The 13,054-nt window shown below is 74.3% G+C and carries 13 protein-coding genes; 8 read left to right on the plus strand and 5 right to left on the minus strand.

All coding sequences use genetic code 11. The features are described 5' to 3' along the window. Positions 1-11: 11 nt before the first annotated feature. The 4 genes from WAB14_RS00670 (at position 12) to katG (ending at position 3,652) form a co-directional block, all read left to right on the plus strand. A complete protein-coding gene (locus WAB14_RS00670) occupies positions 12-254 on the plus strand; it encodes an AbrB/MazE/SpoVT family DNA-binding domain-containing protein (RefSeq protein ID WP_340266405.1) in 243 nt (80 codons plus the stop codon). Beyond that, positions 251-649 carry a PIN domain-containing protein gene (locus WAB14_RS00675; RefSeq protein ID WP_340266407.1) on the plus strand — a complete coding sequence of 133 codons (399 nt, stop codon included), beginning with the start codon at positions 251-253 and terminating at the stop codon, positions 647-649. The genes WAB14_RS00670 and WAB14_RS00675 overlap by 4 nt, the downstream gene beginning before the upstream one ends. 264 nt (positions 650-913) lie before the next feature. After that, on the plus strand, positions 914-1,333 hold the full coding sequence (locus WAB14_RS00680; protein ID WP_340266409.1) for a Fur family transcriptional regulator: 420 nt from the start codon (positions 914-916) through the stop codon (positions 1,331-1,333). 54 nt (positions 1,334-1,387) lie between these two features. Then, on the plus strand, positions 1,388-3,652 hold the full coding sequence (gene katG, locus WAB14_RS00685; RefSeq protein WP_377002176.1) for a catalase/peroxidase HPI: 2,265 nt from the start codon (positions 1,388-1,390) through the stop codon (positions 3,650-3,652). A 188-nt stretch (positions 3,653-3,840) separates the two neighbouring features. On the opposite strand, the gene WAB14_RS00690 is transcribed toward katG, so the two are convergent. Next, positions 3,841-4,599, minus strand: coding sequence for an SDR family NAD(P)-dependent oxidoreductase (locus WAB14_RS00690; RefSeq protein ID WP_340266411.1), 759 nt, complete (start codon positions 4,597-4,599; stop codon positions 3,841-3,843). Between the two features lie 81 nt (positions 4,600-4,680). Here WAB14_RS00690 and add point away from each other — a divergent pair, with 81 nt between their 5' ends. Next, on the plus strand, positions 4,681-5,709 hold the full coding sequence (gene add / locus WAB14_RS00695; protein WP_340267377.1) for an adenosine deaminase: 1,029 nt from the start codon (positions 4,681-4,683) through the stop codon (positions 5,707-5,709). On the opposite strand, the gene WAB14_RS00700 is transcribed toward add, so the two are convergent. Then, positions 5,699-6,667: an NAD(P)-dependent alcohol dehydrogenase gene (locus tag WAB14_RS00700; protein ID WP_340266413.1), complete on the minus strand. Its 969-nt coding sequence runs from the start codon at positions 6,665-6,667 to the stop codon at positions 5,699-5,701. The genes add and WAB14_RS00700 overlap by 11 nt on opposite strands. A gap of 51 nt (positions 6,668-6,718) precedes the next feature. On the opposite strand from WAB14_RS00700, the gene WAB14_RS00705 reads away from it, so the two are divergent. Then, positions 6,719-7,390: a TetR/AcrR family transcriptional regulator C-terminal domain-containing protein gene (locus WAB14_RS00705; RefSeq protein ID WP_340266415.1), complete on the plus strand. Its 672-nt coding sequence runs from the start codon at positions 6,719-6,721 to the stop codon at positions 7,388-7,390. A 24-nt stretch (positions 7,391-7,414) separates the two neighbouring features. Here WAB14_RS00705 and WAB14_RS00710 read toward each other — a convergent pair whose 3' ends face one another. Next, positions 7,415-8,353 (minus strand): oxygenase MpaB family protein, encoded by a 939-nt coding sequence (locus WAB14_RS00710; protein ID WP_340266417.1) that lies wholly within the window; start codon positions 8,351-8,353, stop codon positions 7,415-7,417. A gap of 80 nt (positions 8,354-8,433) precedes the next feature. Further along, the gene (locus WAB14_RS00715) at positions 8,434-9,480 is read right to left on the minus strand and encodes an antibiotic biosynthesis monooxygenase (RefSeq protein ID WP_340266419.1); all 1,047 of its coding nucleotides are present in this window, start codon (positions 9,478-9,480) and stop codon (positions 8,434-8,436) included. A gap of 88 nt (positions 9,481-9,568) precedes the next feature. On the opposite strand from WAB14_RS00715, the gene WAB14_RS00720 reads away from it, so the two are divergent. After that, positions 9,569-10,216, plus strand: a complete 648-nt coding sequence (locus WAB14_RS00720; protein WP_340266421.1) for a TetR/AcrR family transcriptional regulator — start codon at positions 9,569-9,571, stop codon at positions 10,214-10,216. Here the strand turns inward: WAB14_RS00720 and WAB14_RS00725 are convergent. Next, positions 10,145-11,569: a peroxidase family protein gene (locus WAB14_RS00725; RefSeq protein WP_340266423.1), complete on the minus strand. Its 1,425-nt coding sequence runs from the start codon at positions 11,567-11,569 to the stop codon at positions 10,145-10,147. The two genes, WAB14_RS00720 and WAB14_RS00725, sit on opposite strands and share 72 nt — an antisense overlap. A 151-nt stretch (positions 11,570-11,720) precedes the next feature. Between WAB14_RS00725 and WAB14_RS00730 the strand changes: the two genes are divergently transcribed. Beyond that, positions 11,721-13,010, plus strand: coding sequence for an endonuclease/exonuclease/phosphatase family protein (locus WAB14_RS00730; protein ID WP_340266425.1), 1,290 nt, complete (start codon positions 11,721-11,723; stop codon positions 13,008-13,010). Positions 13,011-13,054 lie beyond the last annotated feature (44 nt).

Consider the following 13,054-nt stretch of genomic DNA (forward strand, 5'->3'; position numbering starts at 1 on the left):
AGGAGGTGTCTGTGGTCGCGGCGACAGTGACGAGCAAGGGCCAGATCACCATCCCGGCGAGCGTGCGGGCGGCTCTCGGCCTGCGGGCGGGGTCGAGAGTGGAGTTCGTGCCGACGTCCGAGGGGACCTACGAGCTCGTGTCCGTCGCGGGGAGCGTGAGGTCCCTGCGGGGCGCCGTGCCGACGCCGGTGCGGGCGGTGTCCCTCGCCGAGATGGACCGGGCGGTCGCGGACGGGATGGCGGGGGAGGCGTGACGGTCGGGATCGACACGAACGTCCTCGTTCGCTACCTCGCTCAGGACGACCCGCATCAGGCCGCAGCCGCCGACGTATTCATGAACGGCCTCAGCGAGCAGGCGCCTGGCTTCGTCTCGCTCGTCACGGTCCTCGAAACCTACTGGGTGCTGACGCGCAGCTACGGCGTCAGCCAGGACGACGTCCTCGACATCATCGACCGCTTCCTCACGTCGGTCGAGCTCGAGGTGGAGGGTGCCGACGTCGTACGCCGCGGACTGCGGCTCGCTGGAGCCGGCGCGGACTTCTCCGACGCTCTCATCGCAGAGGCCGGCCGAGCCGCTGGCTGTAGCGCGACCGTCACCTTCGACCGACGCGCGGCGTCGAGGGCGGGCATGGTCCTGCTCGACGCGTAGTCGCTCCGTCACGATCGACGGTGGGCAGGGTCGAGTCAGCCGGCTCGCGGCGAATCGCGGCCATCACGGCGGTCATGTCGACATCGTCCGTGATCGCGGGGTGGCGCGGACCTCATCCGCGCGGGTAGGCCACGCCGGCGCACTTCGGCCACCAGCGCATCCGGCAGATAGACGGTCACGATCGCCACGCCCACGATCGTGACGCACCGGAGCCCCGGTCGCCCGTGTCTTGACTCGTTCAAGTCTTCGTACCAGGGTGAGTCCGTGCCCACGAGCGAGGAGCTGACCCGCGCGCTGCGCGGCTCGGCGCTGCGCGTCACACGTCCACGGCTCGCGGTGCTCGAGGCCGTTCACGCCCACCCGCACGCCGACACCGACACGGTGCTGCGAGCCGCCCGCGAGTCCCTCGGTGCCGTGTCGCACCAGGCGGTTTACGACGTGCTGCGGGCCCTCACCGAAGCGGGGCTCGTCCGCCGCATCGAGCCCGCGGGCTCCGTCGCCCGCTACGAGGCACGCACCGGCGACAACCACCACCACGTCGTGTGCCGCGGCTGCGGCGCCGTCGCGGACGTCGACTGCACGGTCGGGCACGCACCGTGCCTCACCGCGTCCGACGACCGGGGCTTCGTGATCGACGAGGCCGAGGTCGTGTTCTGGGGCACGTGCCCCACGTGCACCACCTGACGCACCACCCGACGCACCACGTCCGTTCCACCCACCTGATCGAGAGGACCGACGTTGACCACGCCGCCCACCGACCGCCCCGTCGACAGCCCGAAGCCGTACGACACCTCGGCCGACCCGCAGGCCGCGCCCACGACGGCGAGCACGAGCGAGAGCGAGAACCCGGCGATCAAGTCCCCGACGGTGCAGGTGACGAACCGCCCCCGCACCGAGCAGGACTGGTGGCCCAACCAGGTCGACCTCTCCCCGCTCACCCGCACCTCGCGCGACTCCGACCCGCTCGGCGAGGACTTCGACTACAAGGCCGCCTTCGCCACGCTCGACGTCGACGCGCTCAAGGCCGACCTCCGCGAGGTCATGCGCACCTCGCAGGACTGGTGGCCCGCGGACTGGGGCCACTACGGCCCGCTCTTCATCCGCATGAGCTGGCACGCGGCCGGCACCTACCGCAGCGCCGACGGCCGCGGCGGGGGCGGGCAGGGCGGGCAGCGCTTCGCCCCGCTCAACAGCTGGCCGGACAACGCCAACCTCGACAAGGCCCGCCGGCTCCTGCTGCCGATCAAGCAGAAGTACGGCCGGGCGATCTCGTGGGCCGACCTGCTCGTGCTCGCCGGCAACGTCGCCCACGACGACATGGGCCTGCCGACGTTCGGCTTCGGCTTCGGCCGCGAGGACGTGTGGCAGCCCGACGAGGTCTTCTGGGGCCCGGAGGACACGTTCCTCGGTGACGAGCGCTACGCCGGACCGGACACCCCCCTCGACCTCGACGCGGGCGACCTGGCCGCGGTGACGATGGGTCTCATCTACGTCAACCCCGAGGGCCCGCAGGGCAACCCCGACCCGCTGGCCTCGGCGCACGACATCAAGGTGACGTTCAGCCGCATGGGCATGAACACCGAGGAGACCGTCGCCCTCGTCGCCGGCGGCCACACCTTCGGCAAGACCCACGGCGCCGGCGACCCGGAGCTGGTCGGCCCGGAGCCCAACGGCTGCCCCGTCCACGCCGGCGGGATCGGCTGGAAGAGCCAGTTCGGCACCGGCAAGGGCGCGGACACGATCACGAGCGGTCTCGAGGGCGCGTGGACCCCCACTCCCACGAAGTGGGACAACACCTACTTCGAGATGCTGTTCTCCTACGACTGGGAGCTGACGGAGTCGCCCGCCGGGGCCAAGCAGTTCCGGCCCACGAACCCCGAGGCGCAGGAGCTCGTGCCGGACGCGCACATCGAGGGGAAGAAGAACCCCCCGATGATGGCCGTCACCGACATGGCGCTCGTCGTCGACCCGGAGCTCCGCGCGATCTCCGAGCGGTTCTACAACGACCCGGAGTACTTCGCTGACGCCTACGCGCGGGCGTGGTTCAAGCTCCTGCACCGCGACATGGGGCCGCGCAGCCGCTACCTCGGCCCGGACGTGCCGTCCGAGGAGCTGCTGTGGCAGGACCCGGTCCCCGCCGTCGACCACGAGCTGATCTCCGAGGCCGACGCGGCCCGGCTCAAGCAGCAGATCCTCGACTCCGGCCTGACGGTGTCGCAGCTCGTCCACACCGCGTGGTCCTCGGCGGCGTCCTTCCGCACCACCGACAAGCGCGGCGGGGCGAACGGCGCGCGCATCCGGCTGGAGCCGCAGGCCTCGTGGCCGGTGAACGCCGGTACGCAGGAGGTCGTCGCGCGACTCGACGAGGTGCGGCAGGCCTTCGACGCACCGGTCTCCCTCGCCGACACGATCGTCCTCGGCGGCTGCGCGGCGGTGGAGAAGGCGGCCCGTGACGCGGGCGTCGACATCAGCGTCCCGTTCACGCCGGGCCGCACCGACGCCACCCAGGAGGCGACCGACGTCGACGGCATGCGGTGGCTGCAGCCGCGTGCCGACGGCTTCCGCAGCTGGATCGCGGAGGGCACGAAGGTCGAGCCCGAGAAGCTGCTCGTCGACCGCGCGTACATGCTCGAGCTCACGGCCAAGGAGATGACGGTCCTCGTCGGCGGGCTCCGCGTGCTCGGCGCCAACACGGGCGGCACCGCCCACGGCGTCTTCACCGAGAACGTCGGCGTCCTGTCGCAGGACTTCTTCCGGACCCTGCTCGACCTCGGGGTCGAGTGGCGGACCTCGGTCGACAGCGAGGGCGTCTACGAGGCCCTCGACGCCGACGGGAACGTCGTCCGCACGGCGACGGCGGCCGACCTCGTGTTCGGCTCGAACGCGATCCTCCGCGGGATCGCCGAGGTGTACTCGGCCGACGACGCGAAGGAGCAGTTCGTCCGCGACTTCGTCACCGCGTGGGACAAGGTGATGATGCTCGACCGCTTCGACGTGCGGTGACGGTCGACTGACCTCGAGGGCCCGGGACGGCAGCCGCCGCCCGGGCCTCCGTACGTCGTGCGCGGGCCGACGCGTCAGCGGCCACAGCGCAGGCCCGGGCGGGCGGGCCGGTCGGCGACCAGCCGGTTCGCGGCACCGTTCCTGCGCTGTGGCCGCTCGGGGGGTCGACGCCTCGGCGGGTCGAGGTGTCAGCGGGCGATGTAGCCGCCGTCGACGTACAGCTCGAGGCCGGTGACGAAGGAGGCGTCGTCACCGGCGAGGAACGCGACGGACGCGGCGACCTCGTCCGGCTGACCGAGCCGCGCCATCGGGGTGAGGTCGATCATCGCCTGCTCGAACGGGGTGCCCTTCGCCTGGTCGAGGATCGGCGTGTCGATGAAGCCCGGGTGCACGGAGTTGACCCGCACCTGTCCCGCCCAGTGCAGGGCCGTGTTCTTCGTGAGCGTCCGGACTGCGCCCTTGGCCGCGTGGTAGGCGGGGGAGGAGCCGAACCCGCCGCTCGTGCCGAAGATCGAGCTGATGTTGACGACGGACCCGTGGCCGGACTCCTTGAGCAGCTCCGCGGCCGTCCGCATGCCGAGGAAGACGCCCGTCTGGTCGATCGTGACGGTCCGCTCCCAGTCCGCCAACGACGTCTCCTCGATCGTCGCGAGGTCACCCATGCCCGCGTTGTTGACGAGCACGTCGAGCCGGCCGTGCTCGCGGCGGGCGGTCTCGACCGCGCTCTCCCAGTCCGCCTCGCTCGCGACGTCGTGGTGGACGTACGTCGCGGTACCACCGGCGTCGCGGATCTCCTGCGCCACCTTCTCGCCGGCGTCGTCGGTGATGTCGGTGACGACGACCGCCGCGCCCTCCGCCGCCAGGCGCAGCGCCGTGGCCCGCCCGATACCGCTCGCCGCGCCCGTCACGAGCGCCACCCGTCCCTGCAGCCGTGTCATCTCGGTCATGGCTCCAGCCTCGCGCCGTCCCGGCCTGGCGGGACGGGACATTGGTCCCGGCCGACGCAGGCCTACGCTCCGCCCGTGACGATGACGGACGAGGAGCTCGTCGACGCGCTGCCCAAGCACGAGCTCCACGTCCACCTCGAGGGCTCGATGCCCCCCGAGACCCTCCTCGCGCTGCGGCACCGCCACGGGCTCCACACCCTGCCGGGCGACCTCGACGGCATCCGCGACCTCTACGAGTTCCGCGACTTCGACCACTTCATCCGGACCTACCTCGCCGTGGTGCAGGCGCTGCGCGAGGAGGAGGACTTCGAGCTCCTCGCGCGCTCCGCCCTCGGCCTGCTCGCCGACCAGGTCGTCCGCTACGCCGAGGTGACGTGGACGCCGGTCCTCCACGCCGACCGCGGCGTCCCCGTCGAGGCGGTCTTCGCGGGTCTGGAGGCCGGTCGGCTCGCCGTCGAGGCCGAGGGCGGCCCCGTCGTGCGGTGGGTGACGGACCTGCCCGGCCACCTCGGACCGGACGCCGCCGAGCGGACCCTCGACCTCGTCCTCGGTCTCGGTGGCGGTACCCCGCCGCCGAGCGTCGTCGGGTTCGGCCTCGGCGGCCCCGAGGTCGACCGGGCGCCTTTCGCGGCGGCGTTCGCCCGCGCCCGTGCGGCCGGGCTGCGCTCGCTCCCGCACGCGGGGGAGGTGACCGGCCCGGAGTCGGTCCGCGCCGCGCTCGACCACCTCGGCGCCGAACGGCTCGGGCACGGGATCGCCGTCGCGCAGGACGCCGCCCTCATGGCCGAGGTCGCGGAGCGCGGCGTGGTCGTCGAGGTCTGCCCCACGAGCAACCTGCGCACGCGCGTCGTCGCCTCCTACGAGGAGCACCCGCTGCGCCGGATGCTCGACGCCGGCGTGGCCGTCACGATCAACAGCGACGACCCGCCGATGTTCGGTACGACGCTCCGCGAGGAGCACCTCGTCGCGCTCCGGCACCTGGGGCTCGGGCCCGCGGAGCTCCTCGCGTGCGCGCGCACGGCCGCGACCGCGGGCTCCGCACCGCCCGCCGTGGTCGAGCGCACGCTCGCCGACCTCGACGCCCTCGAGGCCGTCGCCGTCAGACGGTGACGACGACCTTGCCCCGGGCCCGCCCGCTCCTCACGTGGGCGAGCGCGGCGGCGGCCTCGGAGAGGTCGTAGGTCCGGTCGACGACGACCCGAAGGGAGCCCGTCGCCGCCTCGTCGACGAGCGTCTCGACGTCCTCGCGGGTCGTCCTCGCGACGAGGAACCCGAGGTGCCGCGACGAGCCGAGTGACGCCGCGGCGGCACTCAGCATGACCGGGAGGGGTCCGAGCAGGCGTCCGCCGTCCCCGGACACGAGGACCAGGCGTCCGTCGGGGGACAGGGCGCGACGCATCGCGAGGACCGATGTCGGACCCGCGACGTGGACGATGCGCTCGTACGGCCCGCCGTCCGGCACCGGGTCCGTCGTGCGGTCGAGGACCCGCTCGGCCCCCAGGGACCGGGCGAGGGCGACGTTGTCGGTCCGGCACGACGCCGTCACTCGGGCGCCGGCGGCAACGGCCAGCTGGACGGCGAACGCCCCCACCCCGCCGGAGGCGCCGGTGACGAGCACCCGGTCGCCCGCGCGCAGCGGCCCGCCGTGGCGCACCGCCTGCAGCGCGGTGGTGCCTGCGAGGGGGAGCGCCGACGCCTCGACCGGGTCGAGCGTGCCGGGACGGAGCACGACGTCGTCCTGGCGAGCGACCACGAGCTCGGCGAGCCCGCCGCCGTCCGCCCACGCCACCACCTCGTCGCCGGGGCGCACGCGGGTCACGGCCGCACCGACCGCCTCGACCGCCCCCGCCACGTCCGAGCCGGGGCAGCGTCGCCGCGGCGCCCGGACACCCTCACCGGCCCGGACGAACAGCGGCACGCCCTCGGACAGGTGCCAGTCGGCGGCGTTGAGCGACGTCGCGCGGACCCGGACGACGACGTCGTGGGGGCCGACCACGGGGTCGGGGACGTCCGCGAGGCGGAGGACCTCCTCCGCCGGTCCGTACCGGTCCTGCACCACTGCCTTCATGCGGCCATCCTTACGTCGTAAGACTTACGACGTAAGGTAAGGTCGGCCGGCATGGCCGTCAAGCCCCGCCCCGCCCTCGACCGCGCACGCGTGCTCGCGGTCGCCCTCGATGTGGCGGACGCCGAGGGCCTGCCCGCGCTGTCGATGCGGCGGCTCGGCGCCGAGCTCGGCGTCGAGGCGATGTCGCTGTACCACCACCTGCCGAACAAGGCGGCGTTGCTCGCGGGCATCGCCGACCTCGTCGCCGAGGAGGTGGCCGAGCCGGACGCCGCGCTCGGGTGGAGGGACTCGCTGCGGTCACGGGCCACCGACACCCACGCGGCGCTGCTGCGCCACCCGTGGTGCGCCTCCCTGTGGGCGGGGCAGGCGGTCGAGGCCGGGCCGGCGAGGCTCCGCCACCTCGACGCCGTGCTGCGGACGCTGCGCGAGGCCGGCTTCCCGCCCTCGCTGCTCGAGCTCGCCTTCCACTCCGTGCAGAACCACGTCGTCGGGCACGCGTTCCAGGCCGTCGCCTTCGCGCGCGGGGCCGCCGCGGCGGAGGGGCTCGACGTCGCCGCCCGGCGCTTCCTCGAGCGGCCGGGCCTCGACCGGCTGCCGGACCTCGCCGCACACGTCCGCTGGCACGCCGAGCACCCCCACGAGGAGAGCGCCTTCGGCTTCGCCCTCGAGCTGCTGCTCGACGGGTTCGAGCAGGCGCTGGCGGAGGCGCGCCCCAGGTCGTGATGGCGCGACGTGCGGCCGACGTCCTCAGGCGGCGGGCTCGGCCCACTCCGGCGCCGGGCCGAGCCCGAGCCGCCAGCGCGCCGACTCCTCCGACGGGCTGCGGGTGCCGAGCGCGAGCGTCAGCGCCCGCAGCTGTCCGGCCGCGGCCCCGAGCCGGGCCCGGGCCACGAGGTCGCGGCGGTCCCGGCCCGGCACGCCCGCGCACGCGGCGAGCCGCGGCGACACGAGCAGCCCGGCCGCGGCGGCGAGCCCGCCGTAGAACAGCTGCTCGGGCGGGCTCAGGCCGGGCGGGGCGGACAGGAACGCCCGCAGGTCGTCCGGGACCGGTTCGAGGACCGGCCCGTAGGCGGCGAGCGCGTCGTCGAGCTCCGCGACGCTCGCCGGCAGGTCGGTGGCGCCGAGCACCTCGGCGCTGCGGGCCCACTCCGCGACGTACGTGTCCGGCCACTCGCGCCCGAAACGGTCGCGGAGGTCCGTGCCGACGGCGCGCTGGGCGGCGAGGAACGCGTCGGTGAAGGCGAGGTGCACCCAGCGCAGGAGGTCGGGGTCGGAAGCGGCGTAGGGCCGGCCGTCGTCGGCACTGCCGCGGACCTTGCGGTGCATGCCCCTCACCCGGGCCGCCTCGCGCTCGGCCAGCTCGGCGGAGCCGAAGGTGCTGACGACGAGCCACCGGGCGGTGCCGGCGAGCCGCTTCCACGGGTCGTCGCGGTAGTCGGAGTGCCGCTGCACGCCGGCGAGCGCGAGCGGGTGGGCGGCCTGCCCCAGCAGGGCCGTCACGCCGCCGACGAGGGTGGCGAGGTCGCCGTGGACCCGCCACACGACCCCGTCCGGCTCGAACCAGCCGGGACCGTCGCCGACCAGGGCGATGTCCCGCACCCACGAGGGCGCGCCCGTCGGGTCGCCGGAGACCCGGGCACGGAAGCGCTGCCGGGCGGCCTCGGCGAGGTCGGTCGTCAGGGGCACCCTCGCAGGGTCGCACTGCTGCGGGTGCGGCGCCCCCCGGGCGGGCCCTGCCGGGTCCGGGGGACGCCGCAGGCGCCGGGTCAGGACTTCAGCAGCCGGTCCAGGAGCATGGCGCGCCGCATGCTGCCGTGCAGGCGCATCCGCCCCGTCGCCATGCCCGCCATCGGGTGGAGCTGCCCGTGGACCAGGGCCGCGAAGTCGTCGCGGCTGAGGTCGACGGTGAAGTCCGCGACCGTCCTCGCCGCGTCGTCCGCCGCGTCGTCCGCCGGGTCGCCCTCGACCCATCCGCGGCCTCCTGCGCGGGCGTCCAGGAGTGCGGCGCCGCCGTCGGTGAACGCGAAGCGGTAGACGGCGTCGATCCTGCGCCTCGCCTCGGGTGTCAGCCGGTCCTTCACCCGCCGCACCGCGGCGGCGTACCGGTCGGCCGAGGGGTCGCCGGCGACCGCGTCGGGAACGGCGTGCCAGTGCTGGACGAGGGAGTAGAACCGGAAGTCCGGACTCGCGAGGTCGAGGGTCTCCTCGAGGTTGCGGTCCATGTCGGCCATGCGCGAGATGGCGTCGACGGCGTGGTCCTCGCTGTCCCACAGGGAGTAGTTGACGACGCGCTCGCCGTCGCGGCTGCGGTGGAAGTTCGCCGACCGGTACCCGGGCGTCCCGAGCGACTGCTCCTCGTTGTTCGCGACGACGAGCTCGACGAGCCGCTGCTGGCTCTCGGGTCGGGTCGTGATCTCGTTGACGAAGACCGCGCCCCGGTAGTCGGGGGAGATCACGCTGACGCCTCCGGCGCTGCGGTCGTCGGTGTGGACGACGTCGTGGAGGCGCGGAACGCCGGGTGCAGTGGTGCGGGAGCGGTACGTCGTGTCGTGCCCGCTGTGCTCCAGCCACTCGTGGGCGCTCCGCCACGACCGCTCGTCCCGCCACTGGCCGTAGACGAGGACACGGCTGTCGTCGCGGGAGCGCAGGACGTCGAGCGCGTGGGCGCCGGGGCGCGTCGCGAGCGCGGTCGCCGTGGCGCCGACCCCGGCCGTGACGGCGTCGGCGTCCTGCCGCTCGACGTGGAGGAACGTCAGCGACGTGAGGTGGGTGGCGGTGGTCGTGATGGTGGTCGGGGGGATGTCGGTGCTCATGGCATTGCCCTTTCGTCGAGGCGGTGCCCACCACTGTGCAACACACTGTCCCATAACGCAACAGTGTGTTGCAGAGTAGGGTGGGCGAGTGCCCCGCTCGACACCCGCCGCCCGTGACGTCGACCCGCGTGTCGAGCGCACGCGGGCGCGCGTCCTCGCGGCGACCGCTGACCTGCTCCTCGAGGACGGCTTCGCGCGACTGACGATCGACGAGGTCGCGACCCGGTCCGGCGTCGCGCGGAGCACCATCTACCGCAACTGGGCGACCCGGGCGCCGCTGCTCCTCGACGCCGTGCAGACCCTCCTCGACCCGCCCGCGCGCGTGGCGACGGGCGACGCGCGTGAGGACCTCGTCGCGACCCTCCTCACCCTCGCGCGCGCGCTCGACCCCGCGACGCCGCAGGGCCGTCTCCTCCCCGGGCTCGTCGAGGCCGCCGAGCGCGACGCCGAGCTGGCGCGGCTGCACAGGGCCGCCACCCGGGAACGTCGCGAGCTGCTCGCCGACGCCGTCCGCCGGGCCGTGGACGCGGACGTCCTCGCGGCGGACACCGACCCCGACGACACGGCGACGCGACTGGCGGCGCTGCTGTACTACCGCCGTCTCGTCTCCGGGGAGCCGGTCGACGAGGGCGTCGTCCGGGGCCTCGTGGCCGACCTCCTCCCGTCAGCCGGTCGGTCGGTCCACGATCTCGAGGAGCGCGCCGAGCCGGACCGGTCCACCGTCGAGCCCGCGTAGCGCCGACGACCGACCACGACCCGCCCGGGTCACGGAGTCCGGATCGGCCTCGATCACGGTGACGAGGACCTCGGCGACGATCCGACCGCCCACCGGGCCCAGCCGGTCGCCGCCCTCGCGGACCTGCGACTCCTTGAGCACGTAGAACCACAGCGGCGTCTCGTGCCCCCAGCCGAGACGCTCGAGATCGAGCTCACCGGCGTCCAGCGGCTCGATCCCCATGCGGCGGGCGACGGCCTCGCCGGACGGGAGCCCGGTGGCGAAGCCCCGCTCGAGGTCGCGGATGGCGAGGGAACGGTGCGACTCGTCGTCGACCCCGCCCGTCACCTCGACCGGAAGCCGGATGAGCGAGGGGACGAGGCGCTCGTCGATCCGCTTGGCCCGCTGGGGCGCCGGCGGGTGCCCGGGCAGGTCGAACAGCATGCTCCACTCCACGGCCTGCTCCGCCGGCATCGTCCGGAAGCCGAGGAGGTCGGGGAAGAGGCACACCGCCTCCGACCGGGAGGTGAGCCGGTAGCGCTCCCGGACCTGGCTGTGCCCGTAGCGGAAGGCCGCGTCGGCGAACTCCAGGGGCAGGACCGGCGGCCCGTCGGGGCGGAACCAGCGGACGTCGCCGTCCCGCACGCTCGACGTGAGGTCCGCCCCGACCGTCGTCGGGAGGTAGTCGTCGAGGACGACCGACTGCACGAGCCACGTCAGCTCCCGTCGGGCGTCGTCGAAGAGCCGCCCCTCCGGCGTGCCGGCGGCGCGGAGGTCGTCGACGAGGCGGTTGTGCAGGCGCGCGAGGGCGACGGTCAGCTGGGCGATGGGTCGGTGGACGTCGTTGCGGGGGTCGCCGATGATCGCGACACCCTCGTGGTTGCGGGGCAGGTCGTGGCCACCACCCTGCAACGGCTGGAGGAGCAGCTGCGCCGGGTCGTCGCGCCGGCGCAGGTACGGGCTCCCACCGGGGTCGGCGCCGTACAGCGACTCCAGGTCGAGGCGCGCCCGTCGCGCGTTGCGGAGACCCCCGACGTCGGCGGTCGCGACGAGGGGGGACCGGTCGGCGGTGAGCTCGTGCGCGAGGAGCTGGGCGAAGAACGGCCAGCCCGCGGCCGCCTCGGCGTCGTCCTCGTCGTCGTCGACCAGGACGAAGGGCGAGTCCTCGCCCGCGACGGCGGCCCGACCGTGATCCGCGACGAAGCCCCGGCCGTCGACGAGGGCGGGCAGCTCCGGGAAGAGACGGCCGTACCCGTCGTCGGTGCCGGAGGCGTCGCGACCGACGGGCGGCCGTCCGGGGGCGAGGCACTGGTCGCGTACGAGCGTCGCCGGTGCCGATGGCGTTCCGGACGACCCGTCGAGCGTGTCGGTCATGGCAGCCCACCTCGGTGGTCGCAGGGTGCGCACACGATAGGCACGTCGTCGCCTCCGGCGGGAGGGTGCGTGGCGCCGCGCCATCGGACGGTCGCCTCCGCGTCACCTCACGGCCACCCACGATCCTCGTGCGGCGTACTACGGTCGCCGGGTGCCTGCCGACGCCGCCGTGCCGCCCGCCCGCCGTCCCCGTGCCCGCGCGTGCTCCGCCGCCGCGGCCCTCGCTCTCGCCGCCGGCCTCGGCGCCGGCGCGGCGGCCCCGGCCGCCGCGGGCCCCCCGCCCGAGGTGAGGTTCGCGACGTTCAACGCGAGCCTCAACCGCGCCGCCCCCGGTGAGCTCACCGAGGACCTCGCGACGCCCGGTGACCCGCAGGCCGCAGCCGTCGCGGAGATCGTCCAGCGGGTCCGGCCCGAGGTGCTGCTCGTCAACGAGTTCGACTACGTCCCGCCCGCGGACCCCGGCGACCCCACCAGCTCGCCGCCGGTGGCGGGCTTCCTCGAGAACTACCTCGGGGTGTCGCAGGACGGCGCCGATCCGATCGACTACCCGTACGCCTTCATCGCCCCGAGCAACACGGGAGTACCGAGCGGGTTCGACCTCAACGACAACGGGTCCGTCGGCGGCCCCGACGACGCCCTCGGCTTCGGCTTCTTCCCCGGCCAGTTCGGGATGCTCGTCCTGTCGCAGCACCCCATCGACACCGACGCCGTGCGCACGTTCCAGGACTTCCGCTGGGCGGACATGCCCGGCGCCCGGCTGCCCGACGACCCCGCCACCCCCGAGCCCGCGGACTGGTACTCGCCCGAGGAGCTCGCCGTCCTGCCCCTGTCGAGCAAGTCGCACTGGGACGTGCCGGTCCTCGTCGACGGCCGCACTCCCGTCCACGTCCTCGCCTCGCACCCCACCCCGCCCGTGTTCGACGGTCCGGAGGACCGCAACGGTCTCCGCAACGCCGACGAGATCCGGTTCTGGGCCGACTACGTGCTGCCGTCCCGCTCGCGCTACGTCTACGACGACGACGGCGGCCGCGGCGGCCTCGAGCCCGGCGACGCCTTCGTCATCATGGGCGACCTCAACTCCGACCCCTTCGACGGGGACTCCCTGCCGGGCGCCGCCCAGCAGGTGCTGGAGTCGCCGCGCGTGAACGCACGCACGGTCCCCGACTCCGACGGCGCGGTCGAGGCGACCGCGCTGCAGGGTGGGGCGAACCTCACCCACGAGGGCGACCCCGCCCACGACACCGCCGACTTCGCCGACGGCACGCCGGGCAACCTCCGCGTCGACTACGTCCTGCCGTCGAAGAGCCTCCGCGTGACGGACTCGGGCGTGTTCTGGCCGGTGCAGGCAGACCCCCTGTCCCGGCTGACCGGGACGTTCCCGTTCCCCTCGAGCGACCACCGGCTCGTGTGGGTCGACGTGCGCGTGCCGCCCGCCCGCTGACCTCGCCAGCGGTCGCCGGGCACGCGCGGTGTGCCCGACGATCG

The organism is Aquipuribacter nitratireducens (assembly GCF_037860835.1).
Classification (GTDB): Bacteria; Actinomycetota; Actinomycetes; order Actinomycetales; family JBBAYJ01; genus Aquipuribacter; species Aquipuribacter nitratireducens.

Bases quoted from the DNA above. Each gene is read 5' to 3' on its own strand.
- WAB14_RS00690 (WP_340266411.1), bottom strand. From the start codon at position 4,599: ATGACCGAGATGACACGGCTGCAGGGACGGGTGGCGCTCGTGACGGGC.
- add (WP_340267377.1), top strand. From the start codon at position 4,681: ATGACGGACGAGGAGCTCGTCGACGCGCTGCCCAAGCACGAGCTCCAC.
- WAB14_RS00700 (WP_340266413.1), bottom strand. From the start codon at position 6,667: ATGAAGGCAGTGGTGCAGGACCGGTACGGACCGGCGGAGGAGGTCCTC.
- WAB14_RS00705 (WP_340266415.1), top strand. From the start codon at position 6,719: ATGGCCGTCAAGCCCCGCCCCGCCCTCGACCGCGCACGCGTGCTCGCG.
- WAB14_RS00715 (WP_340266419.1), bottom strand. From the start codon at position 9,480: ATGAGCACCGACATCCCCCCGACCACCATCACGACCACCGCCACCCAC.
- WAB14_RS00725 (WP_340266423.1), bottom strand. From the start codon at position 11,569: ATGACCGACACGCTCGACGGGTCGTCCGGAACGCCATCGGCACCGGCG.